The organism is Halomonas sp. SL18_1 (assembly GCF_055755715.1).
This window is the reverse complement of the sequence record NZ_JBVTRK010000001.1, coordinates 2,294,024-2,319,849: the sequence shown is the minus strand read 5'-3', so window position 1 is coordinate 2,319,849 and position 25,826 is coordinate 2,294,024. Positions and strand designations below refer to the sequence as shown.

Sequence of the window (25,826 nt, the reverse complement as noted above, 5' to 3'; positions counted from 1 at the left end):
CCTGGATGGGGCAGAGGCCGGCAGCGGCGCGCTCAGCCCAGGTCGCTGCGCGTGGTGATCTCCACCGTGGAGGTGGTCATCAGGCGATGAATCGGACACTTGTGGCTGATCTCCTCGAGCCGTGCACGCTGGGCCGGGTCATCGATGCCGTGGAAGATCATGTACACCTCGAGACGATAGACGCCTTTGGCCTCGTCGCGTTCATCACGCTTCACGGTGACGCTGACCCCGTCCAGCGGCCACTCCTTGCGTCGGGCATACATCTGGGCGGTGATCGCCTTGCAGGCCCCCAAGGACAGATCGAAATAGTCATGCGGGTCCGGCGCCGTGCCGTCGCCGCCGTAGGGCTTGGGCACGTCGACGAACAGATCCTCGAAGCCCTCAATGTCCACCCGCTGGCGATAGCGGCCGTTATGCTCCGTGACGATCCGAATGGTCATCTATTCCACCTCGATGCCGAGTTTCAGGGACTTCACCGCCTCGATCAGCGCCTCACGGCGCACCCGGCCCTCCACTTCGGCGCCGTGCCGCCCCACTTCGGCACTCTCGACGCCGTCGAGCATCATCAGGGCGGTGGTAATGCGATTGACCTGTTCGGCATTCTCGACCCCCCGAAAACTGAGCGACTGATGGGCCATGCGGGCCTCCTGATCTGGCAAACCAATAAAGCAGCGAGTCTAGCACGGGCATGGCGAGCGAGGCAGCCGCTTGCAATCCCCGCCCACCGCCCGCATAACAGTCATTGATAACGATTCCCCTTATCTCAAAGCGAACCAGCTGGAGCCAACGGTATGAGTGACTGGATTGACGCCCTGGGCGGCCGGCGCGTGGATGATCGCGTCGAATTCCCGACTGCCCAGGAAGGCAGCAGCCCGGCCCGACAGGCCCTCGAGGGCACCGTGGTCGCTCCCCTCGTTCACCTCGGTGTTCTCGACGTGATCGGCACCGATGCGGCACGCTTCCTCCAGGGCCAGGCCAGCGCCCAGGTCGATCTCGCCGACGGAGACTTCGCCCCTCTGACCTGCTTCTGCACCCCCAAGGGGCGCATGCTCGCCAACGCCCAGCTGATGCAGGTGGCGCCGGAGCACTACCGGCTGCTGATGCATCGCGGACTGGTGGCCCCCCTGGCCGAGCACCTGGGCAAGTTTGCCGCCTTCTATAAGACTGAACTCAAGGTCCGCGACGACCTCGCGCTCATCGGCCTGATCGGCCGCGAAGCGTTGGCGCTGGGCGAGGTGCGCTTCGACGCCGTGCCACCGGCAATCTGGCACCAGATCAGCCAGGGTGACATTCAGCTGCTGGCCCATCCTGGCACCCGCCCACGCCTGCTGGCCTGCCTGCCAAGCGAGCGTGCCATCGAGGCCTTCAGCCAGCTCACCGCTCAGGCAGCCCCAGTGGGCAACGCCGTCTGGTGCCTGCACGACATCCAGGCCGGCCTGGCCTGGCTGACGCCTCATCATCGCGATGCGCTGCTCCCGCAGATGCTCAACTGGGAGGCGCTAGGCGGGATCAGCTTCAAGAAGGGGTGCTACACCGGCCAGGAGGTCGTGGCCCGTGCCCACTTCCGCGGCCAGGTCAAGAAACGCCTGGTGCGGGCCCAGCTGGAGGGCGACACCCTGCCCGTCCTGGGGGCCGCGGTGACTGACGAAAATGACAAGTCCCGAGGTGAGGTAGTCGCCGCCGAGCTCGACGCCTGATGGTCAACCCGAGATCCTTGCCGTCCTGACGCAGAAGGACGACACCGGCCCCCTCCAGGTCGCTGGCCAGCAGCTCAAGCAACTGAAGCTGCCCTACCCCATCGAGCGCCTGGATCCGGAGCAGCTGGCGACCTCGAGGTAACGCGCCTAGCGCGACGCCTCGCCCTCGACCCCGAACAGCCGTCGGGCCGTGGCGGTGCTATGCGCCGCCACGTCCTCCACTGCCTGGCCGCGATGTGCCGCCACCACCCGGGCCACCTCGGCGATCCTGGCGGGCTCATTGCGCTCGCCACGGCGGCCGGCCAGCGGCATGTCGGGGCTATCGGTCTCCAGCACATAGCCGTCGTCGGGCAGCGCGGCCACCGCGCGATGCAGCCGCCTCGCGCGCTCGTGGGTCACCGCGCCCCCAGCCCGACCGTGAAGCCCAGATCGAGAAAGCGAAGCGCCTGCTCGGGCGAGCCGGCGAAGGCGTGGATCAGCCCGCCGGCCGGCAGGTCGAGCTGGCGCAGCCGCTTGGCCACCGGGTCGTTGGCGCGCACGCAGTGAATCACCACCGGCAGGCGGTAGACCTTGGCCAGGCGCAGCTGGGCATCGAAATAGTCCCACTGGGCGTCCAGGCTCGCCTCGAGGCGGGCGTCAATCCCACACTCGCCGACCGCCACGACCCTGGGTGAGACGCCCCCGCAGTGAGCCGCCAGGGCCTGCTCAAGGGCGTCCAGGACGCCCTCTACGTGGGTATCCATGAAATAGGGATGCAGTCCCAGGCAGACGCTGACATCGTCGCGCCTGCCCAATGCCAGCACCCCCGGCCAGCGCTCACGGGTGGTGCCCGGCACCACGAAGTGGGCGACGCCCACCGCCCGGGCCCGCTCGAACATCGCCTCGCGGTCGGCGTCGAAGTCGGGGAAATCCAGGTGGCAGTGGGCGTCGATCAGCATGGGTAGAAGTTACAAGGGGCAAGGGGCAAGGGGCAAGGGGCAAGGGGCAAGGGGCAAGGGGCAAGGTACAAGGAAAAAACTTGGCTCTTCGCACTTTATAGTGAACATGTTTGCCAAGCTTCAAGGTGAGAGGCCAGCTCTGCCGGCGGTTCGACGAAGGCGCCGTAGGCGCCCCTTGGGTAGCGCTTCGCGCTACTTCGCGAGCTGAAGTCGAGGCGTCGAACCGTCCCTCCCACAAAGCCACTTCACGCCAGTCTGCGATGAACCAAAAACTTCAGCCTTGCTGAGTGCTCGAAGAGAGGAGTGCCGGGGCGGGCCGAAGAGGAGGTCCTGCGCCAGGGGTGAGGAGGATTCCTCCGAACGGGCTGGCCATGGATGGCCAGCACCGGACCTGCAAGTGGAGCGGGACGCGAGAGCGCAGCAGGGCATCGGTAGCGCCCAGGGAGGGGTTCACAGCGCCTCCTCGTCGGTCCGGCGCTCCGGGGCCCGCCGCCGGATCAACCCGAGCGATCCGGCTTAGTGTGATACGGTCAATGCTCCCGGGTGGCGGCAAAGCGGATCTCCGGCCAGCGCTCCTGGGTCATCTGCAGATTGACCCGGGTCGGGGCGATGTAGGTCAGGTAGCCGCCGCCGTCCATGGCCAGGTTGGCGCTGGCCTTGCGCTTGAACTCCTCGAGCTTCTTGGCATCGTCACAGTAGATCCAGCGGGCGGTATTGACGTTGACCGGCTCGTAGACGCAGTCGACCTTGTACTCCTCCTTGAGGCGGTGGGCCACCACGTCGAACTGCAGGGTCCCCACGGCGCCGAGGATCAGGTCGTTGTTATCCAGCGGCATGAACAGCTGGGTCGCGCCCTCCTCAGAGAGCTGCTGCAGGCCCTTCTGCAGCGCCTTGAGCTTGAGCGGGTCCTTGAGCTGGACCCGCTTGAACAGCTCCGGCGCGAAGTGGGGAATGCCGGTGAAGCGCATGTCCTCGCCCAGGGTGAAGGTGTCGCCGATCTGGATGGTGCCGTGGTTGTGCAGCCCGATGATATCGCCCGGCCAGGCCTCCTCGACGTGGGAGCGGTCGGACGCCATGAAGGTCAGCGCATCGGCGATCTTGACGTCCTTGCCGATCCGCACATGGCGCATCTTCATGTTCTTCTCGTACTTGCCGGAACAGACCCGCAGGAAGGCGATGCGGTCACGGTGGCGCGGGTCCATGTTGGCCTGGATCTTGAAGACGAAGCCGGTGAAGCGCTCGTCGGTGGCCTCGACGCTGCGGGTGTCGGTCTCCCGCGGCTGGGGCGGTGGCGCATATTCGACGAAGCCGTCGAGCATCTCGCGCACGCCGAAGTTGCCCATGGCGGTCCCGAAGTAGACCGGGGTGAGCTCGCCGCGCCGGTAGGCCGCCAGGTCGAACTCGTGGGAGGCGCCGCGCACCAGCTCCACCTCCATGCGCAACTCCTCGGCGGCATCCTCGCCGAGCAGCGCATCGACCTCGGGATTGTTGAGCCCCTCGATGCGCTTGTCATCGGGAATCCGGCTTCCCTGCCCCTGGGTATAGAGGTGGATCACGTCATTATAGAGGTGATAGACCCCCTTGAAGTGGCGTCCCATGCCGATGGGCCAGGTCATGGGCGCGCACTGGATGTCGAGCACCGTCTCCACCTCGTCCATCACCTCGATGGGGTCACGAATGTCGCGGTCCATCTTGTTGACGAAGGTGAGGATCGGCGTGGTGCGCAGGCGGCACACCTCCATCAGTTTGATGGTGCGCGCCTCGACGCCCTTGGCGCCGTCGATCACCATCAGCGCCGAATCCACCGCGGTAAGGGTGCGGTAGGTGTCCTCGGAGAAGTCCTCGTGGCCCGGGGTGTCGAGCAGGTTGACGATGCGGCCGCCGTAGGGGAACTGCATCACCGAGGTGGTCACCGAGATGCCCCGCTCCTGCTCCATCTTCATCCAGTCGGAGGTGGCGTGGCGGTCATCGCGCTTGCTCTTCACCGAGCCGGCCAGCTGAATCGCATTGCCGAACAGCAGCATCTTCTCGGTGATGGTGGTCTTGCCCGCGTCGGGGTGGGAGATGATCGCGAAGGTTCTACGCAGCCCGACTTCCCGGGCCAGGGAGGATTCCGACATGAAGTCTGTGTCGCCGTCAGTGCGGTCCCGGCCCGGCCGGCACCGCGCGTGAATGAAGGATTGCGCGCATTCTAAGCCTTCCCGGCCGGCAGTTGTAGGGCCGAGTCGAGCGCAAGCGCAGCGACAATGCCCGCTCAGGAGACCCCTTCGGTATCCTGGGGCTGATCGGGCGGCGCCTCGCAGGCGGACGCCGGGGATTCGGGGTTACGCTGAGCGGGGTCGTCGCGCCCGGGATACCAGGGGGTGCGCCCCTCGAGAACGCCGGTGGCGTCGATGATCTCGGCCACCGTATGCTCCTGGCGGTAGGCCATGATATGCGCGCCGCTGACCCGGGGATCTCGCGGATCTGCTGCAGCAGTTCGATGCACAGCCGCTTGCCTTCGGCCCGCTGATCCCGGGCCCCCTCCAGGCGGGCGATCACCGCATCGGGAATATACACTCCCGGCACATGGCGGCGAATCCAGCGGGCGCTGCGTGCCGAGGCCAGCGGGCCGATCCCCGGCAGGACAAAGACTCGCCGAGGGCCCTCCAGCAGGCCCAGGTCCCCCAGCCGGGCCATGAAATCCCGCAGTCGCGGCACATCAAAACAGTACTGGGTCTGGATGAACTGCGCCCCGGCGGCGGCCTTTTTGGCCACGCGTCCGGCCCGCCAATCGTGGGGTGGCACGAAGGGGTTCTCCGCCGCGCCGAGAAACAGCCGCGGGGGCGTCTCGATCGGACGACCGCTCTGGAAGCGGTGCTCGTCGCGCATGGTACGGGCGATCTCCAGCAGCGACATCGAATCCAGGTCGAATACCGGCTTGGCCTGGGGGTGGTCGCCTGCCTGAACGCCGTCGCCGGTCAGACAGAGCACGTTGCAGGCGCCCATGGCGGCGGCCCCCAGCAGTTCGCCCTGGATGGCGATGCGATTCCGGTCGCGGCACGACATCTGCAGGATGGTGGCATAGCCCACCCGGGTCAGCAGCGAGCAGACGCCGACGCTCGACATATGGCAGTTGGCACCGGAGCCGTCGGTGGCGTTGATGGCATCCACGTAGCCGTCGAAGATAGCGGCTCGCTTGAGCACCTCGGCCGGGTCGGCGGAGTCCGGCGGGTCGATCTCGCTGGTAACGGCAAACTTCCCCGCCCGCAGCACCCGCTCGAAGCGCCCCGGCGAGTCATGCCCCGGCAGGATCGGCAGCGAATAGCCGGGGACCGGCTCGTCGTCGAACTTCATAGCCGGCTCCCCACGTCTGTGTCGTGCGGCCGCTCTCGGGCGCGTTCACGGATCACGCCCAGCCAGGAGGAGCGGCCGATCAAGCGGTGATCCACCGGGGCCTGGACCACCTGGATGCGGTCACCGTACTGCATGTGCCGGCTGCCCTCCCACGCCTCGACCCAGACGCACTTCATTTCCGGCACCACCTCGCAGTGGCCGTCACTGCGCACCCCGCCACAGGGCCCGTTACGCATCTGCTTGGGCAGTTCATGGGGCATGCCATCCCCGTGTCGCTGAGTACGCAGTGGCCGCACATCTGGCAGTCGAACAGCGCCCCCTTGACGACCTTTTCGACGCCACGAACCGGCGGCTCCAGGCGCCGGTAGCCCACGCCTCGGCACAGCGGCTCGAGCCGCAACAGCAGCGGTTCGAAGCGCCGGTACAAACGCTCGAAGAGACGGGAGTGGCGGACCACCCACTGACGGAGCCGATACATGGCGCTCCTCCTCTTACGCGGCCGCGCCAGGCAAGCCACCCAGCCAATCAGCTGCCCCACCAAGGCGCTGGTTAGCCGCAGAATAGGCAGCGGCCACCCCGCCAACATCGGTGAGAGCGACGCCGAGATGTCGCTGGGCGTCTCACCCGGCGTGTCAGGGCGCCGCTAGGCCTTGGCCAGCCGCGCCGCGGCATACTTGAACTCTGGAATCTTGCCGAAGGGGTCCAGCGCCGGGTTGGTCAGCACGTTGGCCGCCGCTTCGGCGTAGCAGAATGGCACGAAGACCATGCCCTCGGGCATCGCCGGGTCGACCCGGGCGGCCAGGGTGATGGCGCCGCGGCGGGTGGTGATGGTGATCGCCTCGCCGGGCGTCACGCCCAGGCGCCGCAGCTCCCCCGGCGCCAGGGTCGCCACCGCTTCGGGCTCCAGGTCGTCGAGCACCCGGGCACGTCGGGTCATGGCCCCGGTGTGCCAGTGCTCCAGCTGTCGCCCGGTGGTGAGCACTACCGGGTAATCGGCGTCGATCGGCTCGTCCGGGGGCAGCGGCAGCGTCGGCGAGAACGTCGCCCGGCCACTCGCGGTGGGGAAGGCATCGCTGAAGACGATATCGTCTCCCGGCGCGTCGTCGGCCGCGCAGGGATAGGTCACCGAGGTCTCGCACACCAGGCGCTCCCAGCTGATGTGATCCAGCGACGCCATACCCCGCTTCATTTCAGCGAACACCTCCCGGGGGTGCCCATAGTCCCAGGCCAAGCCCAGGCGACGGGCGATTTCCTGAATGATCCACCAGTCCGGCTTGGCCTCACCGGGCAGCGGCACCGCCGCGCGGCCGAGCTGCACCTGGCGATTGGTGTTGGTCACGGTGCCGTCCTTCTCCGGCCAGGCGGAAGCCGGCAAGATGACGTCGGCGAACTGGGCGGTTTCGGTTACGAAGAGGTCCTGCACCACCAGGTGCTCGAGCTTGCCCAGAGCGGCGCGAGCATGTTCCAGGTCCGGGTCGGACATGGCCGGGTTCTCGCCGAGGATGTACATCCCGCGCACGGTGCCCTCGTGAATGGCGTGGACGATCTCCACCACGGTGAGCCCCGGCGTCTCATCGAGGAGGGTGTTCCATAACGCCTCGAACGCGGCACGCAGCTGGGCATCGCCAACGGGTTGATAGTCGGGCAGCACCATCGGGATCAGCCCGGCATCGGAGGCCCCCTGGACATTGTTCTGACCGCGCAGCGGATGCAGGCCGGTACCGGGGCGCCCGGTGTGGCCGCAGGCCAGCGCCAGCGAGATCAGGCAGCGGGCGTTGTCGGTGCCGTGGGTGTGCTGGGAGATCCCCATGCCCCAGAAGATCATGGCCCGCTCGGCGGTGGCATAGAGCCGTGCCACCTCGCGAATCGTGGCCGGGTCGACGCCGCACACCGGCGCCATGGCCTCGGGTGTCATCTCCGCCACATGGGCCTTGAGGGCCGCGAAGCCCTCGGTATGCTCGGCGATATAGGCGTCGTCCTGCAGCCCTTCGGTGACGACGACATTGAGCATGGCATTGAACAGCGAGACATCGGTGCCGGGAGTGAAGCGCAGGCGGCGGTGCGCATAGGCATCCATCGCCTGGCCGCGGGGATCGATGACGATGAACTTCGTACCGCGCTTGGCCGCCTGCTTGAAGAAGGTCGCCGCCACCGGGTGATTGATGGCCGGGTTGCAGCCGGTGAGGATTACCACCTCGGCGTTGGCCGCCTGCATGAAGGAGGCGGTCACCGCCCCCGAGCCGATGCACTCCATCAGCGCCGCCACCGAGCTGGCATGGCAGAGCCGGGTGCAGTGGTCGACGTTATTGGAACCGAAGCCGGTGCGCACCAGTTTCTGGAACAGCCAGGCCTCCTCGTTGGAGCACTTGGCGCTGCCGAAGCCGGCCAGGGCGGCGGGCCCATGGGCGGCCTTGAGCGAGGCCAGCCCATGGGCGGCGAGGGCCAGCGCCTCCTCCCAGCTCGCCTCACGGAAGTGGGTAAGCGGCTCGGCCGGGGCGAAGGCCGGGTCGAGCCGCTTGGGCACGCCGTCGCGGCGGATCAGCGGGCGAGTCAGGCGCGCCGGATGGTTGGGATAATCGAAGCCGAAGCGCCCCTTCACGCAGAGTCGCCCCTGGTTGGCCGGGCCGTTCTTGCCCGTGACGAAGCGGATGCGGTTATCCTTCACGTGGTAGCTGAGCTGGCAGCCCACCCCACAGTAGGGGCACACCGAGTCGACCTGACGGTCGGCCACGGCGGCGTCGCCTCGGCCTTGCGCATCCACCAGGGTGGCCGGCATCAGCGCGCCCGTGGGGCAGGCCTGGACGCACTCGCCGCAGGCCACGCAGGTGCTCTCCCCATGGGGTCATCGAAGTCGAAGACAATCTTCGATGCCGCGCCGCGGTGGGCCAGGCCGATGACGTCGTTGACCTGCACCTCACGACAGGCCCGCACGCAGAGGTTGCACTCGATGCAGGCCTCGAGGTTGACCGCCATAGCGGTGTGCGAGCGGTCCCGGACCGGGGAGCCCTCGCGGGGCGCCACATGGTGTACGGTCGGCGCGGCGCGTTCGTCGCGGCCGGGCAGCCACCGGCGCACCGTCGAGGCATCCACGGCGAGCCTGTCGGCCATGGCCCAGAAGTGGCTCGAGCGGTCGGGGCTCGCGTCGCGCTCGGGCTGATCCACGGCGAGCAGTTCCATCACCCCTTCACGGGCCACCCGGGCGCGCTCGGAACTGGCGCTCTTGACCACCATATCGGGGACTGCCTCCCGCAGGCAGCTGGCGGCCAGCACCCGCTCGCCTTCGATCTCCACCATGCAGGCGCGGCAGTTGCCGTCGGCCCGGTAGCCGGGAGCGTCGTTGAAACAGAGGTGCGGGATGGTCTCGCCGGCGCGCTTGGCCACCTGCCAAAGGGTCTCCCCGCGGCGAGCGGCGACCTCGACACCGTCAAGGGTCAGGGTAAAGCGTTCTTGGGTCATGACATCACCCCTTGACGATCACGTTCTGGGCGGCGAGCTCGCCGCGGAAATCCTTGAGCAGCCCCAGCACCGGGTTGGGCGCCGCCTGGCCAAGGCCGCAGATGGAGGCATCCATCATCACCTGGGCAAGGCGCTCGAGGGCCGCGGCGTCCCAGCTCTCGCGCTCGAGGAGCGCCAGCATCTTCTCGCTGCCGACCCGGCAGGGCGTGCACTGGCCGCAGGACTCGTCGGCGAAGAAGGCCAGCAGGTTGGTGGCCACCGCCCGCAGGTCGTCGCGATCCGAGAGCACGATCACCGCCGCGGAGCCGATGAAACAGCCGTGGGGCTGCAGGGTGTCGAAATCGAGCGGAATGTCCGCCTTGGTCGCCGGCAGAACGCCTCCCGAGGCGCCGCCGGGCAGATAGCCCACCAGGCGATGTCCCTCGGCCATGCCGCCGCCATACTCCTCAATCAGCTCGTTGAGGGTGATGCCGGCCGGCGCCAGGTGCACGCCCGGGCGCTTGACCCGTCCCGACACCGAGAAGCTGCGCAGGCCCTTCCGCCCCTGACGCCCCTGGCCGGCGAACCACTCGGCTCCCCGCTCATGAATCAGCGGAATCCAGTAGACGGTCTCCACATTATTGACCAGGGTCGGCCGATCGAAGAGCCCCTTCTGGGCGACGAAGGGCGGACGGTGGCGGGGCTTGCCGGGCTTTCCCTCCAGCGATTCGATCAGCGCCGACTCCTCGCCGCAGATGTAGGCGCCGGCGCCGCGGCGCAGCACCACGAAGCCAGGCGCGACCAGGCCGGCCGCTTCCAGCTCGACAATCGCCTGGTGTAACACCCGGTGCAGACCGGGATATTCGTCCCGCAAGTAGATATAGAGGACGCAGGCCTCCACCGCCCAGGCGCTGACCAGCGCACCTTCGAGGAAACGATGCGGCTCGCGCTCAAGGAAATAGCGATCCTTGAAGGTGCCGGGCTCTCCCTCGTCGGCGTTGATCACGCAGTAGCGGGGGCCCGCCTCCTGGCGCACGAAGTGCCACTTCTTGAAGGTGGGAAATCCCGCGCCACCCAAGCCGCGCAGGTTGGCCCGTTCCAGCTCGGCCATCAGCGCCGCGACCGTCACCTCTCCCGCCCGACAGGCTTCCAGCAGGCGATACCCCCCGCTTCGCGGTAGGCCGCCAGACGCGGCCAGGCGATGGCTTCGGGGTGCCGTTCGCCATCCTCAAGCAGCGTCGCCACCGCCTCGGGGGTGGCGCTTCCCAGGTGGCGATGCCCCACCTCCACCACCGGCGCCGTGTCACAGCGCCCCATGCAGGGGGCCCGCACCACCCGCACCTCGGCCGGGTCCACTTCGGCCTCCAGCGCCCTCTTCAAGGCCGCCGCGCCGGCCAGTTGGCAGGAGAGCGAGTCGCAGACGCGCACGGTGGTGGCCGGCGGCGGCACCTGCTCGTCGTGAATGACATCGAAATGGGCGTAGAAGGTCGCCGTCTCGTAGACCGCCGCCATGGGCAGGTTCATGTAGGCGGCCAGGGCGCGCAGTGCCGACAGCGGCAGATGTCCACGGGCATCCTGAACGGCATGCAGGTGCTCGATCAGAAGGTCGCGCCGGCGAAGGTCGGGCTGGGTGCGCTCATCACCCAGCAGGGTGCGCAGCGCGGCGAGCTCGTCGAGATCGAGCTCACGGCCACGGGGCCTGCCACGCAGGCGGCGTTGGGGGGGCGGAGTCTGGGCGCTCATGAGGGGGTCTCGCTATCCGCTGGCTGTCACAGTGAGCGTGGCACGCCACGCCGGGGCTGGCCAGCAGAGTGCGCCACCCGACCGGGCCAGGCACCTGACGACGTCGCGAATCGTCAGCAGATCGGCGTTAAGCCCGAGGGGCTCCTGGGGTTATCATGTCGCCAACCCGCCACTCGGAACCAGGACGCCAGTATGCCCGCCGCCCCGCCCCTGCCGCTGTCGACACCCAGTCGCAACCTGGTCCGCCTGACCCTGGTACGCGGCATCACCTGGACCGGTTTTCTGATCGCCACCATCGTCGGGGTGGAACTGCTCGATTTCGCCCTACAGCTGGCGGCGGTGATCGCGGTCATCGTCGGCATGGGCCTGATCAATCTCTTCACCTGGTGGCGCCTCGGTCGCCAATGGGTCGTGACCGACACGGAATACGTCTTTCACCTGCTTGCCGACGTGCTGGGCCTGACGCTGCTGTTCTATTTCACCGGCGGCTCTACCAACCCCTTCATCAACTACTATCTGGTGCCGGTGACCATCGCCGCCGCCACCCTGCCCTGGCGACACGCCTGGGTCATCGCCGCCACCGCCATGGCCGCCTACACCCTGCTGATGGTGACCTACCATCCGGTCCCCCAGCTGACCCATCAAGGCAACTCGCCATTTGACCTGCATATCCTCGGCATGTGGATCAACTTCGGCCTGTCGGCCGGGCTGGTGACCTTCTTCATCTACAAGATGGCCCATGCGCTGCGCAACCGCGACCAGGCGCTGTCGCGCACCCGGGAGGCGGCCCTGCGCAACGAACAGGTGGTCGCAGTGGCCACCCAGGCGGCCGGCACCGCCCATGAGCTGGGCACGCCGCTGTCCACCATGGCGGTACTGCTCAGCGAGATGCGCGAGGATGCCCGCGGCGACCCGGCGCTCGAGAAGGACATCGACCTGCTGCGCCAGCAGGTCGATGTCTGCAAGTCGCGACTCCGCCATCTGGTGGAGCACGCCGATCGGCGCCGCATGGCCGAGCCAGAGCGGCGTGACGCCCGCGACTGGCTGGCCAGCGTGGTACAGCGCTGGCTGGTACTGCGCCCGGACGTCAGCCACCGTCTTGAGATCGTCGGCCAGCGAGGCATCCCTTGGCTGACGGTGGACACCACCCTGGACCAGGCCATGACCAATCTGCTCAACAACGCCGCTGACGCCAATCCCGACGACATCAGCATTCGTTTGGACTGGACCGCCGACGAGGTGACCATCGATATCCGCGATCATGGGCCGGGCGTCGCCATGGCCATTGCCGACCAGCTAGGCGAGACCTTCGTCTCCACCAAGAGCAAGGGGCTGGGCATCGGGCTGTTTCTCACCCACGCCACGATCAACCGATTCGGCGGCGGCGTGAGCCTGTATAATCATCCTGAGGGGGTACGCTGACGGAAGTGACGCTCCCCCACAGTGCCGCCTGAGCCACTCAAACCGACGAGGATGCCATGCAAGATGCCGATTCACGCCTGCTGATCATCGACGACGACGAGATGTTCTGCCATGTGCTGTCGCGAGCCATGGCCAGACGCGGGTTCGAAGTGCTGGTGGCACACGACGCCGAGCAGGCGCTGGCCCTGGCCCGCCGCCATCGCCCCGGGCTCGCGACCCTGGATCTCAAGCTGGAGCACAGCTCGGGGCTCAAACTACTGCCGGAGCTACTGCAAGCGGTCCCCAACTGCCGCGTGGTGGTGCTGACCGGCTACTCAAGCATCGCCACCGCCGTCGAGGCCATCAAGCTAGGCGCCGTCAACTACCTGTGCAAGCCGGCCGACGCCGAGGAGATCCTGGTCGCCCTGGGCCGCGAAGGAGGCGACCCGGATGCCGAAGTCGCCGACAATCCGCCTTCGATCAACCGCATCGCCTGGGAGCATATCCAGAAGGTGCTGCAGGAGCACGACGGCAATATCTCCGCCACGGCCCGCGCCCTGGGGATGCACCGGCGCACACTGCAGCGCAAGCTGCAGAAGCGACCGGTGCGGCGGTAAGCCGTAAGCCGTAAGCCGAGAAGTTGCCACCGGCCTGGCCAGTGACGTCGGTTTTTCTTACAGCTTAAAGCTTATAGCTCCCGGCGAAGCCGGGTCATTGGGCCGTCCAGCCAAGGTCGATATTGAAGCTCGAGCCGGTCACTGCACCGGCGGCGTCAGAGGCGAGATAGGCCACCAGTTCGGCCACCTCATGGGGCTGGATCAGCCGCTTGACGGCGGCGTTCTTCAGCATGATCTGCTCGACCACCGCCTGCTCCTCCATACCGTGGAGCTTCGCCTGATCGGCGATCTGGTTGTCGACCAGAGGCGTCTTCACATAGGCCGGGCAGACGGCATTGGCAGTGATACCCTGGGGCCCACCCTCCAGAGCAGCCGTCTTGGTCAGCCCGATCATGCCGTGCTTGGCGCTGATGTAGGCCGATTTGCCGGGCGATGCCACCTGGGCGTGCACCGAGGCGATATTAATGATGCGGCCCCAGCCGTTGGCGCGCATCGACGGCCAGGCGGCCTGGCTGAGCAGGAAGGGGGCAGTGAGCATCAGGTCGAGAATCTGGCGCCACTTGGCCTCAGGGAAGTCCTCGATGGGCGACACGTGCTGGATGCCGGCGTTGTTGACCAGGATATCCACGCGCTCGAAGCGCTTGATTGCCTCCGCCACCGCAGCCTTGCAGGCGTCACCGTCGGTCAGGTCGGCTTGAAAGAAGGCCGCGCCAACGGCGTCCGCCTTCTCGCGGGCCTGCTCATTGAAGTCCACCGCCAGCACCTGATACCCCAGTTCGCGAAAATGGCCCACCACGGCTTCTCCGATGCCGCTGGCAGTGCCGGTTACCAGGGCAACTCGCGGCGCGGCGGTCGTTGCATTCGACATTAACACCTCCTCGTGCTCACCGATGAGTCAGGGCCGCTCCCAGCCCTGCAGAACAGAGCCAGCATAAGCCCAGGTCGGCGATGACACCAGCCTCATTGCGCGGGCGCTGGCGCCATCACTCGGTCCATCAGACGCTGAGCCAGTCGGCTCGCCTCCTGGCGTGAGCCCAGATCGGAGAGGTCGTCCAACAGCTCGCAGCGCCACAGCCACAGCGACGACTCGAGTCTTTCCACCAGGAACTCGTAACGACCCGAGGGCAGTGCAAAGCGCCTGCGCTCATCGCTGAGTGGCGCCGGGCTTCCCGGGTCCACCGGCACCAGCACCAGCGATAGCGACACCGGTGCGACCAGGGCGCCGACCAGGTAGTCGTCCACGTCCGTGAACGACCAGCGCTGAAAGCAGAGCGCGTCGACGCTGAGCCTCGGGTTATAGTGCGGCGCCGCTTTCATGTCGCGCCCCTGCTGGCGCTGCCAGGCCGCGGCGAGTTCGCGTAGCCGTTCGTACTGCTCTGGGCTCGGGGCCTGCATGACGCCTCCTCTGATGACTGACAATTGTCGAGCGCCCCTTCCGGCAAGGCCGCCTCGCGACTGCTATTCTGGCAGTTCCCCCGCGACGAGGAATGCCCATGACACCGCAACAGCGCCTCGAGCTTGCCGTCACGATTGCCAGGGAAGCCGGCGAGCGCATCATCGACGCCCGTCACCGCCAGGTCTTCGGCCACCGCTACAAGCACGGCCAGGAGCTGGTCACCGACGTGGACATGGAGATCGACACCCTGATCGGTGAACGGCTGGACGCCCACCTGCCCGGCGAGACGCGACTGAGCGAGGAGCTTGCGCCGGATCGCGAGGTGCTGAGCCGGGGCGACGATCTCTGGGTGATCGACCCGATCGACGGCACCGTCAACTTCGCTCATGGACTGCACCATGTCGCGGTCTCCATCGCCTGGTTCAGCGAGGGCAAGACGCGACTGGGCGTGGTGCATGCCCCCTTCCTCGGCGAAACCTTCAGCGCCCTGCTCGGGCAAGGTGCCTGGTGCAACGATCAACCGATCCACGCCAGCCGCACCACCGATCTGCAGCGCTGTCTCATCGGCACCGGCTTCCCCTATCGCCGCGACAGCCGCCCCCCGCTCATGCGCCGACTGATGGCGGTGCTCGCCCACTGCCAGGATGTACGACGCAACGGCTCCGCCGCCTTGGACCTGTGCGACGTGGCCTGCGGACGCCTCGATGCCTACTATGAAAGTGTGTCTCCATGGGACTTCGCCGCCGGCTGGCTGATCGCCCGCGAAGCCGGGGCCCGCGCCGGCCATCTCTACCCCTGCCCCAAGGGCATCCCCGACGATCTCTACGGGGAGAACCTGCTGGTCGGGGACCCGAAATTCATGCCGAGCTGGGTGAGCTGCTGCGCGCTGCCGATGCCAACGAGCTGGCCGACCTCTGAGGCCCACCGCATAGCCCACCGCAATGGCCGCGCTAGCGTGCCGCTATTGGCGGCGGCTGGCGCGATCGGTCACAATGCGGCGAATGAATTCGCAAGGAGAACCGCCATGTTCGTCGTGATCTTCGGCCGTCCCGGCTGCCCCTTCTGCGTCCGTGCCCAGGCGCTGGCCGAACGACTGGAAGGCGCCGGTGCCATTCAGGGCCACCGCTACGTGGACATCCATGCCGAGGGCATCACCAAGGCCGACATGGAGAAAACCATCGGCAAGCCGGTGACGACGGTGCCGCAGATCTTCGTCGACCAGACCCATGTGGGCGGCTTTACCGAATTCGATCAGTACGTCCGCGAGCAGGCCCTGCTGGCCCCCGCCACCACCGACTGACGCCCCGTGCCGGGCCGCCGTCGGGCGGCCCCAACCCCCTAAGCGTCGTTCCCCCGTTGAAAGCCTCTCGCCGCCACGCCCTATACTTAGGTCGTGACGACAGGGGGCATCAGGACAGAGGGACGGGGACGATGCAACGGGAAGAATTTGTCCAGCAGCTATGGCTCGACTACATCCATCAGCATCCGGATGTCGGCGCCCTGCGCCTGTGGCCCACGAATGCCCCGGCGGAGTACCTGGCGCTGCTGACCCTGAATCAGAGCCCCTTCTCGGCCGCCGAGCTGGTACCGACCCTGGGCCATATCGGCTATCGCCCCATGCATCACTATGCCATGGCCGACCGCGGCCTGCTGGTCACCCTGCTGATGCCGCCGGATGACGGTGCCTGGCTGGTGCTGGCCGAACTGCAGCTGGGTACCCTCTCGCGTCAACCGCGCGACCAGCTGACCCAGCTGGTATCGCAGACGCATCCTCAGGACCGGCGCGGCCAGAACCTTCTGTGCCGCGGCCGCCCCTGGCCGATGCCCGACTGGGCCACCTACCAGACGCTATGCAACGCCCACCCCCTGGCCGGCTGGCTGGCGGTCATGGGCCCCAGCATGCACCATGCCGGCTTCGACTGTGAGCGCCTCGGCAGCGACCTGGCGACCCTCGATGCCGGTCTCGCCCAGGCCGGGCTGCGGGCAACCCGGACCGGCATCACGGCATCTTTCCGATCTCGCCGCTGCTCGACTACAGCTTCTACCCCACCTGCTCACGCCGCCTGGCCTTCGCCCAGGGTCACGAGCACCGCATCGATCTGGGCGGCCTGGCGCTCGTCCAGAAGTGCCTGAGCCATGACCACGAGCGGGCGGTCGAGCTGCTGCTGCCCCACCACACGCGCTGCGAGATCGCGTGACGGCTCCCGCCCGAGTCGATGGGGCGAGGGATCTCACGGATGTTTGCTGAGCACCTCCTGCGGTTATCCACAGATTCTGTGGATAACGTTGTGCAAGACGCCGGGGTAACGCGCCTCTGACGAGAGCCTGCCGGGATGGCGATCAGGCCGGTCAATTTTTCATCACGTTAACATGAAGACCCGGGCGCTGGACGCCCGGGTCTCGTGACTGCCTTGACCTCTCGCCATCAGACAGTATCGAAGGTCATCTCCGGCACATGCTCGGGGACCACCAGCTTGCCGGCGGTCTTCTCGACGATCTCTTCGACAGATACGCCCGGCGCCCGCTCCTTGAGGATGAAGGCGCCGTTCTCGATCTCGAGATAGGCCAGATCGGTGAGCACCCGATTGATGCAGCCGGCACCGGTCAGCGGCAGCGTGCACTGCTCGAGCAGCTTGGACTCACCGTGCTTGGAGGCGTGGGTCATGGTGCAGATGATATTCTCGGCGCCGGCCACCAGGTCCATGGCACCGCCCATGCCCTTGATCAGCTTGCCGGGAATCATCCAGGAGGCGATGTTGCCGTGCTGGTCGATCTCGAAGGCGCCAAGCACCGTCAGGTCGACATGACCGCCACGGATCATGGCGAAGGATTCCGCCGAGGAGAAGATCGCCGCCCCGGGACGCGCGGTCACGGTCTGCTTGCCGGCGTTGATCATGTCCGGATCGACTTCGTCTTCGGTGGGAAAGCGTCCCATGCCCAGCAGGCCGTTCTCGGACTGGAGCATGACATCCATGCCATCGGGAATGTAGTTGGCCACCAGGGTGGGGATGCCGATACCCAGGTTGACGTAGAAGCCGTCCTGGAGTTCACGCGCCACGCGCTGAGCCATCTGTTCGCGAGTCAGTGCCATCTTGTTGCCTCTTGTGTTCGGTTGAGAAGCGCCGGCATCGAAGGCCGGCCGTCAGGAAGCCGTGCCGTACGCTCAGCTCTCGCGCACGGTGCGCTTCTCGATGCGCTTCTCGAAGGAGCCCTGGATGATACGGTCCACGTAGATGCCCGGGGTATGGATCTGGCTAGGTTCCAGCTCCCCCGGCTCGACAATCTCCTCGACCTCGACCACGGTGATCTTGCCGGCGGTCGCTGCCATGGGGTTGAAGTTTTGCGCGGTATGGCGATACATCACGTTGCCGTAGCGGTCGGCTTTCCAGCCCTTGACGATGGCGAAATCGCCGGTCATGGCCTCTTCAAGAATATAGTGGCGACCGTTGAACTCGCGCACCTCCTTGCCTTCGCCAATCGGCGTGCCATAGCCGGTGGCGGTGTAGAAGGCCGGAATACCGGCGCCGCCGGCGCGCATCTTCTCGGCCAGGGTGCCCTGGGGAGTGAGCACGACCTCGATTTCGTCGTTGAGCATCTGCTGCTCGAACAGGGCGTTCTCGCCGACGTAGGAGGCATAGATCTTGCTGATCTGGCGATCTTCCAGCAGCAGCCCCAGGCCGAACCCATCGACGCCGCAGTTGTTGGAAATCACGGTCAGATCGGAGACGCCGCGGCGCTTGATCTCGGCAATCAGGTTCTCGGGAATACCGCACAGCCCGAAGCCCCCGGCAATCACGGTCATGCCGCTCTCGATGCCAGCCATTGCCTCTTCGTAGGAGTAGACGCGCTTGTCGAATCCGGCCATCGCAAAGCCTCGTTTTGTTGTGGGATGGATGAATGACGATACGCTTTCAGTGTTGACTCGGCCAATATATTTGTTAAGTTTGTTTTTTTTATCAATTAATCGGATTGGCAAATAAATAATCCATGAGCATGACCGCCAAGCAGCTGCGCGCCTTCCTCGCCGTTTCCCAGACGCTGAGCTTCACTCAGGCCTGCGAACGGCTGCACCTGTCGCAACCGGCGCTAAGCCTGGCCATCAAGGGGCTGGAGGAGAGTCTTGGCGGACCGCTGCTGATCCGCAGCACCCGCAGCGTGCGCCTGACCCCGGAAGGCGAGACCCTGCTGCCGCTGGCCAAGCGGCTGCTGGCCGACTGGGACAACGCCGAGGAGCTGCTGCGTCAGCGCTTTACCCTGCAGCTGGGTCGTGTCGCCGTGGCGGCCATGCCCTCCTTCGCCTGCAACCGACTGCCGCCGGCCCTGCGCGTCTTTCGCGAGCGCTTCCCGCGCGTCAACGTGACGGTGCACGATGTGATCAACGAGCAGGTCATCGACATGGTGCGTCGCCAACAGGTCGAGCTCGGCATCGCCTTCGAGCCGGAAACGCGCGAAGGCATCGATTTCCTGCCGCTCTTCGAGGACACCTTCGTGGCCGTGGTGCCCCGCGATTCTCCCCTCGCCGAGGCCGAGGAGGTGCATTGGCCGGCATTACTGCGCTACGACTTCATCACCCTGCAGCGCCCATCCATGGTGCGCATCCTGCTCGAACAGGCGCTGGGTCGCCGCTACTCCGAGCTGCCGGTCGCCTTCGAGAGTCATCAGCTGGCCACCGTCGGTCACATGGTTGCCAGCGGGCTGGGCGTCAGTGCGGTACCGGCCCTGTGCCATGCCCAAATGCAGGAGCTGGGGGCCCGCTGCCTGCCGCTGCGCGACCCGCAGATCCGCCGCACGGTGGGCGTGGTCATCAGCGCCGGACAGGAGCTCTCGGTCGCCGCCCGGGCGCTGCACGAGGTACTCCAGAGCACCCTGGCCGCAGAACCGGTCGCGCCCGCTCCCCCTGAGGACGGGCATGCACAACCGCTGGGCAGCCCCGCCGCGATCCATTAGCATGATCCACTGGCACCTACCGTTATCACCCGCTGAAGGAGAGCGGCATGTCGACCCTCAAGGGGCTCGTCAGCATCCTGCTGATGATCATCACCACGCTGGGCTGGGGCATCCCCCTTATCGCCCTGACCCTGGTCAAGCTGATCACCCCCGGACGCCGGCTGCGTCGGCTGGTGCTCAGGGGCCTCAACGCCGTGGCGCTCAACTGGATCGGCATCAACCTGTGGTGGATGCGGCACTGGCTCAATCCCCAGCTGGATGTTCGCTTGCCGGAGGGACTGTCGCGCGACCGGTGGTGGCTGGTGCTCTCCAATCATCGCAGCTGGACCGATATCTTCATGCTGTTTCTGGCCCTTCACCGGCGCATCCCCATGCCGCACTTCTTCGTCAAGCGCCAGCTGATCTGGGTGCCGATCGTCGGGCTGGCGTTCTGGGCCCTGGAATTCCCCATGCTGCGCCGCATGAGCCGGGAGCAGCGTGAGCGTCACCCGCATCTGGCGCGACGCGACCAGCAAGCCACCGAGCGCATGTGCCGGCACGCCCGCGAGCGGCCCATCGCCATCTACAACTTCGTCGAGGGAACGCGCTTCACCCCCGCCAAGCATCGCGCCCAGGGCTCTCCCTATCGCCACCTGCTCCAACCCCGGGCCGGCGGCATCGCCCAGGTGGTCAACCTGCTGGGAGACCGCCTGAGCGGCATCATCGACGTCACCCTGAGCTACCAGAACCCCTCGCCCAGCTTCTGGGACTTCCTGTGCGGCCGCGAGGGCGCCGCCAGGTTCGAGGCGAGGCGCCTGCCGGTCCCCGCGTGGATGCTGGAAGGCGACTATCAAGACGACCCGGACTACAAGGAGCGCTTCCACTCATGGCTCAACGCCCTGTGGCAGGAAAAGGACGCGGCCCTCGATTCACGCTGACCCTGCTGATGCTGCTGACGTTGGCCGCCTGTGCCTCATCGGGCGGCGAGGTGCAGCGCAGCGGCGACCCCGGCATCGCCGGCCACTGGATCACCGTGCAGCGCGGCGATACGCTGGGCGCCATCGCTGCCAGAGCCGACGTACCCCTGGCCCGCCTGGAGCGCTTCAACCCCGGCGTCGATGCCCGCCGCCTGGCGGTGGGCCAACGCCTGCTGGTGCCGACTCACCAGGAGCGTGCGCCTTCCGGCGGCCCCTATCGCTACCAGGTGCGTCCCGGCGACACCTACTCCGGCATCGCCCGGCGCTTCAACACCACGGCATCGCGCATCCAGTCCGCCAACCCCGGCACCCAGCCCACCCAGCTCAGGGTCGGGCAGGTGATCCAGGTGCCGCTGCGCGGCAGTGGCGCCGCGGCATCGGCAACGGCGAGCCGCCCCTCTTCGAGCAGCGGGGGGCTCGCCGCAGCGCGGCCAGCGGGTCGTCGCGCGCCTCGTCGACTTCATCGGCATCATCGCCCTCTGGCAGCAACGGTGCCCTGCCCGCCTCGGCGGGCAACTGGCCCTGGCCCCTGGACGACTACCGGGTGGTGCGCTCCTTCGGCACCGACAGCCGCGGCACCCTGCAGCCCATGCTGCTGGCCACCGGCAACGGCGCCAAGGCCAAGGCCGTGGCCGACGGCGACGTGCGCTTCGCCGGCAGCATGCGCCAGCTCGGACGGGTGGTGATCGTGCATCACAGCGACAACCTGCAGAGCGTCTATGCCCTGTGCGACGCGCTGCTGGTGCAGGACGGCACCAGGGTCAGCCAGGGCACGCCGCTGTGCGAGGTGGGCTTGAGCAACGCCACCGAGCGTCACGACCTCCTGTTCGATATCCGCCAGGGCGGCAAGCCCATCGATCCGCAGCGCGTGCTTCGTTAACCCATGCCCCACCGGACACCCTGCTCAACGCTTCGCCCGTGCTGCGCCGCTTCGATGACCTGCTCGGCGGGCCGCGGGCCAGCGAGGCCCTGGCCCGTCTGAATGCCGAGCTGGCGTGGCAGCAGCCCCGGCTGCGGCTGTTCGGACGCGAGCATCCGATCCCGCGCCGCCAGGTATGGATGGGCGATCGCGACGCTCGCTATCGCTACTCAGGCCAAGGGTTCAGCCCCGAGCCCTGGCATCCCACGGTGGCCGCTATCCGTGACGCCGTCATCGCCCGCCTGGCGGCCCGCGGCATGGCGGCCGAGTTCAACAGCGTGCTGCTCAACCGCTATGCTGACGGAGAGCAGCGCATGGGCTGGCACAGCGATGACGAACCGGAGCTAGGCCCCGACCCGCTGATCGCGGCGGTGAGCCTGGGGGCGGAGCGTCCGCTGCGCTTCCGCTGGAAGGATCGCTCGCGGGAAGCGTTCAACGTCCCCTTGCCCCACGACAGCCTGCTGCTGATGGGGTCTGGGGTGCAGCACCAGCTGCAGCACGCCCTGCTGCCACGGCGCTGCCAGGGGCTGCGCATCAGCCTGACCTTTCGGCTTATCCGGCCCTCATGAACCAACGGCACCCCGACTCATGATGAGCCGGGGGCGCCGGAGGAGCTACCCGCTGGGGGTCGGAAGGATAAAGTTCATCGCATACTGACGTGAACAGGATCTGTGGGAGGGACGGTTCGACGCCTCGACTTCAGCTCGCGAAGTAGCGCGCAGCGCTACCCATGGAGCGCCTGCGGCGCCTTCGTCGAAGCGTCGAACCGCCGGCAGAGCGGGCCTCCCACCTCCCACCTTGAAGCTTGCCAAACATGTTCACGCTAAAATGCGAAGAGCCATATGTTTAGCCGCGATAGTAGCCGGGCGTCACGAAGGGCATCTTGCTGACGATCATCGGCAGCCGCTTGCCGCGGACCTCGGCGTAGACCGTGGTCCCGACCTCGGCCTGCTCGATGTCCACGTAGCCCATGGCCACCGGCCTGCCGACGCTGGGGCCGAAACCGCCGGAGGTGACGGTGCCGATACGCTGGTCATCGGCACCGAACAGCGCCGTGCCCTCGCGAACCGGCGCCCGCCCCTCCCCGAGCAGGCCCACGCGCTTGCGGCGGTGATCCTTGACCTCGACCTGATGCAGGATCACGTCGGCCCCGGGAAGCCGCCCGCCCGCTCGCCGCCGCGCCGGCGCGGCTTGCCGATGGCCCAGATCAACCCGGCCTCGACCGGCGTGGTCTCGGTGTCGATATCGTGGCCGTAGAGACAGAGCCCCGCCTCCAGTCGCAGCGAATCCCGGGCGCCCAGGCCAATCGCCTCGACCTCCTCTTCCGCTAACAGCCGGCGAGCCAGCGTCTCGGCGTGATCGGCCGGCACCGAGATCTCGAAGCCATCCTCGCCAGTATAGCCGCTGCGGCTCACCCACACCGGAATATCGTCAATCTCGAAGCGCCCGTGCTGCATAAAGACCATCTCGCAGGCCGCCGGGCAGAGCCGCTGCATGACCGCTGCGGCCTGGGGGCCCTGCAGGGCCAGCAGGCCGCGGTCGAGCACCTCGATACTGTGCTCGACATCCAGGCCGGTCTCCAGCAGCGCTACGTCTTGATCCTTGCAGGCCGCATTGACCACCAGATGCAGATGGTCGCCGACATTGGCCACCATGAGGTCATCGAGGATTCCCCCTCCTGCCCGGTAAACAGCGCATAGCGCTGCATACCGGCAGGCAGGCCGACGATATCGGCCGGTACCAGCGTCTCCAGCGCCTGGGCGGGACGCGGCCCCCGCAAGAGGACCTGTCCCATGTGGGAGACATCGAAGAGACCGCAGGCGGTCCGGGTGTGCTCATGCTCCTTCTTGACCCCGAGCGGGTACTGAACCGGCATGTCATAGCCGGCGAAGGGCACCATCTTGGCGCCGAGCTCCCGGTGCAAGGCATTAAGCGGCGTATGCTTGAGATCGCTCATAGGGGTTTCCTCATCTGATGTTGCGTTCACGGCCGCGACGGGCGCTGAGACCGACGGGGCCCAACGCAGCGGGGTGCTCCACAGGGCACCCCGAAGACGTCGCCGTCAATCAGCTCTTGCTGTGGTCGAGGTCCTCGCCCGGCAGCACCTCCTTGCCGTCGAAGTAGTCCTTGGTGACCTTGAACACCACCGGCGACAGCAGGGCCAGGGCGATCAGGTTGGGAATCGCCATCATCGCGTTGAAGGTATCTGCCATCAGCCAGATGAAGCCCAGGTTGGCCATGGCACCCAGCGGGATGGCGACCACGAACAGCACGCGGTAGAGCATGATCGAGCGGGTCCCGAACAGGAACTGGAAGCACTTCTCGCCGTAGAAGGACCAGCCGAGAATGGTGGTAAAGGCGAAGATGGCCAGCGCCACCGAGACGATCTGGTTACCGAAGCCGGGCAGCGCCGCATCGAAGGAGAGCGCCGTCAGCGAGGCACCGGCTTCACCTTCGATCCACACCGTCGAGGTCAGGATCACCAGCGCGGTGATGGTGCAGACGATGATGGTATCGATGAAGGTACCGAGCATGGCGATCATGCCCTGGCGCACCGGGTTCTTGGTCTTGGCCGCCGCGTGGGCGATGGGGGCGCTGCCCAGCCCCGCCTCGTTGGAGAAGATGCCGCGCGCGACGCCGAAGCGAATCGCCGCCATCACCGCCGCCCCGGCGAAACCGCCAACCGCCGCATGGGGATTGAAGGCGTAGTAGAAGATCATGCCGAACGCCTCACCGATCTGACCGGCGTTGACGACCAGCACCAGCAGCCCGGCGACGATGTAGGCGATCCCCATGACCGGCACCAGCTTGCCGGCCACCTTGGCGATACGCTTGATCCCGCCCAGGATCACCGCACCGGCGAGCACCATGATCACCACCCCGGTGAGCCAGTGGGGAATGTTGAAGGTGGAATCCAGGGCATCGGCCACCGAGTTGGACTGCACGGTGTTGCCGATACCGAAGGCGGCCACCGCGCCGAAGAAGGCGAAGGCGCCCCCCAGCCACAGCCACTTCTTGCCCAGGCCGTTCTTGATATAGAACATCGGCCCGCCGATATGGTAGCCGGTGCTGTCGGTTTCCCGGTAGCGCACGGCCAGCACCGCCTCGGCGAACTTGGTGGCCATGCCTACCAGCGCCGTGATCCACATCCAGAACACCGCGCCGGGCCCCCCCAGGGCGATGGCCGTGGCCACACCGGCGATGTTGCCCGTCCCGATGGTGGCGGAAAGCGCCGTCATCAGGGCGTTGAAGGGGGAGATCTCCCCTTCCTCTTCCTTGGTCTTCTTGACGCCCGGGGCCGGTTCGGCGTCACGTCCCTGCCACATCAGCTTGAAGCCGGTCCCCAGCTTGCGGATCGGCATCAGCTTCAGACCCAGCTGGAGATAAAGCCCCACCCCAAGCAGCAGGATCAGCATCAACGGGCCCCAGACCACGCTGTTGATGGCGGTAAAGATCGATGTCAAGGTTTCCACGAACGTCTCCCTCAGGTTGTCTTGCACTTTTTGTTATGCCCGCCGGTGCCACAGATCAACGGCAGACACCCCTGGCTCGGGACTTTGTCATGCTGTGACGCGGCATTAGCACATGATCGCCATGGCGAACCGGCGTACCATAGCGGAAACCACCATTCATACGCCAGCCCGGCAAAAGGCGACCTGCCCCGCTACGCCCGCCTAGCCGGCCGCCTCGGCGAGCCCAGGGTTTCTTATCGGAAACACGCAGGCACCAAGAGTACCGGGCGGCTCGTCCCGACGGAGCGCGAGAGAGTCCTGGCGCTGCAGCACGCCTTTAGCCTAGTGAGGGCCGGCCAAGCTGTCGAATATCGCCTGTCCGGCGAGCGGGTGGCGGAAGACCGACTGGACGACAGCGAGCAAGCAGGCCACCCTGAAGGCGCCAGGCAGCGGCATCTGCCCCTGGATGACATACCCAGGCTCGCCAAATGCCGCCAATGGCGTTAGCATCTCCCCGGTCAGAAAACCTTTTTCGTATAGGAAATCACTATGAGCACGATTCCTGCCAACCTGCGCTACAACGACAGCCACGAATGGGTGCTGGACAACGGCGACGGCACCGTCACCATCGGCATCAGCGATCACGCCCAGCAGGCCCTGGGCGACGTGGTCTTCGTCGAACTGCCGGAAGTCGGGTCGCAGCCTGGAAAAGGGCGATGAATTCGGCGTGATCGAGTCCGTCAAGGCCGCTTCGGATCTTTACGCCCCCCTGGCCGGCGAGATCATCGAGGTCAACGAGGCGCTGGAAGACGCCCCGGAAACCGTCAATGAAGCGCCCTACGAGGGGGGCTGGATCATGAAGCTGCGCCTCGACGACGCCGCGCAGCTCGACGAACTGCTCGACGCGGACGGCTACCGGGCCGTGGCCGACGCCGACGACTGATGTTCCGCCCCGGCCGCTGGGCCGGGGCCTACCCCTACCTCTCGAC

23 protein-coding genes and 6 pseudogenes are annotated in these 25,826 nt (G+C 66.8%); 11 read left to right on the top strand and 18 right to left on the bottom strand.

Translation table 11 applies throughout. The annotated features are described in order from the left end of the window. Positions 1-32: 32 nt before the first annotated feature. Together ACSJDS_RS11805 and ACSJDS_RS11800 are read right to left on the bottom strand one after the other, a co-directional pair. A complete protein-coding gene (locus ACSJDS_RS11805) occupies positions 33-440 on the bottom strand; it encodes an OsmC family protein (protein WP_473033447.1) in 408 nt (135 codons plus the stop codon). Further along, positions 441-638, bottom strand: coding sequence for a hypothetical protein (locus ACSJDS_RS11800; RefSeq protein ID WP_473033445.1), 198 nt, complete (start codon positions 636-638; stop codon positions 441-443). 153 nt (positions 639-791) lie between these two features. On the opposite strand from ACSJDS_RS11800, the gene ygfZ reads away from it, so the two are divergent. Further along, positions 792-1,697, top strand: a complete 906-nt coding sequence (gene ygfZ, locus ACSJDS_RS11795) for a CAF17-like 4Fe-4S cluster assembly/insertion protein YgfZ (RefSeq protein ID WP_473033443.1) — start codon at positions 792-794, stop codon at positions 1,695-1,697. A 147-nt stretch (positions 1,698-1,844) separates the two neighbouring features. Here the strand turns inward: ygfZ and ACSJDS_RS11790 are convergent. The 8 genes and pseudogenes from ACSJDS_RS11790 to ACSJDS_RS11755 form a co-directional block, all read right to left on the bottom strand. Continuing rightward, positions 1,845-2,635 (bottom strand): annotated as a pseudogene (locus ACSJDS_RS11790) (TatD family hydrolase). Between the two features lie 530 nt (positions 2,636-3,165). Continuing rightward, positions 3,166-4,755 carry a peptide chain release factor 3 gene (gene prfC / locus ACSJDS_RS11785; RefSeq protein ID WP_473033441.1) on the bottom strand — a complete coding sequence of 530 codons (1,590 nt, stop codon included), beginning with the start codon at positions 4,753-4,755 and terminating at the stop codon, positions 3,166-3,168. 16 nt (positions 4,756-4,771) lie between these two features. Then, positions 4,772-5,971 (bottom strand): methylenetetrahydrofolate reductase, encoded by a 1,200-nt coding sequence (locus tag ACSJDS_RS11780; RefSeq protein ID WP_473033440.1) that lies wholly within the window; start codon positions 5,969-5,971, stop codon positions 4,772-4,774. Next, positions 5,968-6,269, bottom strand: a pseudogene (locus ACSJDS_RS11775) (methylenetetrahydrofolate reductase C-terminal domain-containing protein). The gene ACSJDS_RS11780 and the pseudogene ACSJDS_RS11775 overlap by 4 nt, the downstream one beginning before the upstream one ends. A 345-nt stretch (positions 6,270-6,614) precedes the next feature. After that, positions 6,615-8,792, bottom strand: coding sequence for a formate dehydrogenase subunit alpha (gene fdhF, locus ACSJDS_RS11770; protein ID WP_473033439.1), 2,178 nt, complete (start codon positions 8,790-8,792; stop codon positions 6,615-6,617). Continuing rightward, a complete protein-coding gene (locus ACSJDS_RS11765; protein ID WP_473033438.1) occupies positions 8,747-9,427 on the bottom strand; it encodes a 2Fe-2S iron-sulfur cluster-binding protein in 681 nt (226 codons plus the stop codon). Before ACSJDS_RS11765 ends, fdhF begins: the two co-directional genes overlap by 46 nt. Positions 9,428-9,431: 4 nt before the next feature. Beyond that, on the bottom strand, positions 9,432-10,535 hold the full coding sequence (locus ACSJDS_RS11760) for a complex I 51 kDa subunit family protein (RefSeq protein WP_473033437.1): 1,104 nt from the start codon (positions 10,533-10,535) through the stop codon (positions 9,432-9,434). After that, positions 10,532-11,149: an NADH-quinone oxidoreductase subunit NuoE family protein gene (locus tag ACSJDS_RS11755; protein WP_473033436.1), complete on the bottom strand. Its 618-nt coding sequence runs from the start codon at positions 11,147-11,149 to the stop codon at positions 10,532-10,534. The genes ACSJDS_RS11760 and ACSJDS_RS11755 overlap by 4 nt, the downstream gene beginning before the upstream one ends. Positions 11,150-11,341: 192 nt before the next feature. Here ACSJDS_RS11755 and ACSJDS_RS11750 point away from each other — a divergent pair. Together ACSJDS_RS11750 and ACSJDS_RS11745 are read left to right on the top strand one after the other, a co-directional pair. Next, a pseudogene (locus tag ACSJDS_RS11750) lies at positions 11,342-12,603 on the top strand (ATP-binding protein). Between the two features lie 24 nt (positions 12,604-12,627). Continuing rightward, entirely contained in the window at positions 12,628-13,167 is a 540-nt protein-coding gene (locus ACSJDS_RS11745) for a response regulator transcription factor (protein ID WP_473033435.1), read from the top strand. Positions 13,168-13,261: 94 nt separating this feature from the next. Here the strand turns inward: ACSJDS_RS11745 and ACSJDS_RS11740 are convergent, their stop codons facing one another. Both ACSJDS_RS11740 and hybE read right to left on the bottom strand, forming a co-directional pair. Beyond that, the gene (locus ACSJDS_RS11740; protein WP_473033434.1) at positions 13,262-14,035 is read right to left on the bottom strand and encodes a 3-hydroxybutyrate dehydrogenase; all 774 of its coding nucleotides are present in this window, start codon (positions 14,033-14,035) and stop codon (positions 13,262-13,264) included. A 92-nt stretch (positions 14,036-14,127) separates the two neighbouring features. Beyond that, positions 14,128-14,562: a [NiFe]-hydrogenase assembly chaperone HybE gene (gene hybE / locus ACSJDS_RS11735; RefSeq protein ID WP_473033433.1), complete on the bottom strand. Its 435-nt coding sequence runs from the start codon at positions 14,560-14,562 to the stop codon at positions 14,128-14,130. A 98-nt stretch (positions 14,563-14,660) separates the two neighbouring features. Between hybE and ACSJDS_RS11730 the strand changes: the two are divergent. The 3 genes and pseudogenes from ACSJDS_RS11730 to ACSJDS_RS11720 all read left to right on the top strand — a co-directional run bounded on the left by ACSJDS_RS11730 (position 14,661) and on the right by ACSJDS_RS11720 (position 16,696). Continuing rightward, a pseudogene (locus tag ACSJDS_RS11730) lies at positions 14,661-15,481 on the top strand (inositol monophosphatase family protein). 106 nt (positions 15,482-15,587) lie between these two features. After that, the gene (locus ACSJDS_RS11725; protein WP_473033432.1) at positions 15,588-15,863 is read left to right on the top strand and encodes a GrxA family glutaredoxin; all 276 of its coding nucleotides are present in this window, start codon (positions 15,588-15,590) and stop codon (positions 15,861-15,863) included. Positions 15,864-15,994: 131 nt separating this feature from the next. Next, a complete protein-coding gene (locus ACSJDS_RS11720; protein WP_473033431.1) occupies positions 15,995-16,696 on the top strand; it encodes a VOC family protein in 702 nt (233 codons plus the stop codon). 292 nt (positions 16,697-16,988) lie between these two features. On the opposite strand, the gene ACSJDS_RS11715 is transcribed toward ACSJDS_RS11720, so the two are convergent. Both ACSJDS_RS11715 and ACSJDS_RS11710 read right to left on the bottom strand, forming a co-directional pair. Next, positions 16,989-17,654, bottom strand: coding sequence for a CoA transferase subunit B (locus ACSJDS_RS11715; RefSeq protein WP_473033430.1), 666 nt, complete (start codon positions 17,652-17,654; stop codon positions 16,989-16,991). Between the two features lie 72 nt (positions 17,655-17,726). Next, positions 17,727-18,428: a CoA transferase subunit A gene (locus tag ACSJDS_RS11710; RefSeq protein ID WP_473033429.1), complete on the bottom strand. Its 702-nt coding sequence runs from the start codon at positions 18,426-18,428 to the stop codon at positions 17,727-17,729. 128 nt (positions 18,429-18,556) lie between these two features. On the opposite strand from ACSJDS_RS11710, the gene ACSJDS_RS11705 reads away from it, so the two are divergent. Both ACSJDS_RS11705 and ACSJDS_RS11700 read left to right on the top strand, forming a co-directional pair. Further along, a complete protein-coding gene (locus ACSJDS_RS11705) occupies positions 18,557-19,510 on the top strand; it encodes a LysR family transcriptional regulator (RefSeq protein WP_473035025.1) in 954 nt (317 codons plus the stop codon). Positions 19,511-19,557: 47 nt separating this feature from the next. Further along, positions 19,558-20,427 carry an acyltransferase gene (locus ACSJDS_RS11700; RefSeq protein ID WP_473033428.1) on the top strand — a complete coding sequence of 290 codons (870 nt, stop codon included), beginning with the start codon at positions 19,558-19,560 and terminating at the stop codon, positions 20,425-20,427. Between the two features lie 35 nt (positions 20,428-20,462). Here the strand turns inward: ACSJDS_RS11700 and ACSJDS_RS11695 are convergent, their stop codons facing one another. After that, complete coding sequence (locus ACSJDS_RS11695) at positions 20,463-20,654, bottom strand: hypothetical protein (protein ID WP_473033427.1); 192 nt, start codon at positions 20,652-20,654, stop codon at positions 20,463-20,465. A gap of 356 nt (positions 20,655-21,010) precedes the next feature. Here ACSJDS_RS11695 and ACSJDS_RS11690 point away from each other — a divergent pair, with 356 nt between their 5' ends. Next, a complete protein-coding gene (locus tag ACSJDS_RS11690) occupies positions 21,011-21,346 on the top strand; it encodes a murein hydrolase activator EnvC family protein (protein WP_473033426.1) in 336 nt (111 codons plus the stop codon). Positions 21,347-21,384: 38 nt separating this feature from the next. Continuing rightward, positions 21,385-21,954, top strand: coding sequence for an alpha-ketoglutarate-dependent dioxygenase AlkB family protein (locus ACSJDS_RS11685; protein ID WP_473033425.1), 570 nt, complete (start codon positions 21,385-21,387; stop codon positions 21,952-21,954). A 277-nt stretch (positions 21,955-22,231) separates the two neighbouring features. Here ACSJDS_RS11685 and ACSJDS_RS11680 read toward each other — a convergent pair whose 3' ends face one another. From ACSJDS_RS11680 to ACSJDS_RS11670, 3 genes and pseudogenes are all read right to left on the bottom strand, one after another. Beyond that, positions 22,232-22,528 carry a glycine cleavage T C-terminal barrel domain-containing protein gene (locus tag ACSJDS_RS11680; protein ID WP_473033423.1) on the bottom strand — a complete coding sequence of 99 codons (297 nt, stop codon included), beginning with the start codon at positions 22,526-22,528 and terminating at the stop codon, positions 22,232-22,234. After that, positions 22,525-23,261: pseudogene (locus ACSJDS_RS11675) on the bottom strand (aminomethyltransferase family protein). Before ACSJDS_RS11675 ends, ACSJDS_RS11680 begins: the two are co-directional and overlap by 4 nt. A 190-nt stretch (positions 23,262-23,451) precedes the next feature. Next, on the bottom strand, positions 23,452-24,858 hold the full coding sequence (locus ACSJDS_RS11670) for an alanine/glycine:cation symporter family protein (RefSeq protein ID WP_473033422.1): 1,407 nt from the start codon (positions 24,856-24,858) through the stop codon (positions 23,452-23,454). 528 nt (positions 24,859-25,386) lie between these two features. Between ACSJDS_RS11670 and gcvH the strand changes: the two are divergent. Next, positions 25,387-25,780: pseudogene (gene gcvH / locus ACSJDS_RS11665) on the top strand (glycine cleavage system protein GcvH). Positions 25,781-25,826 lie beyond the last annotated feature (46 nt).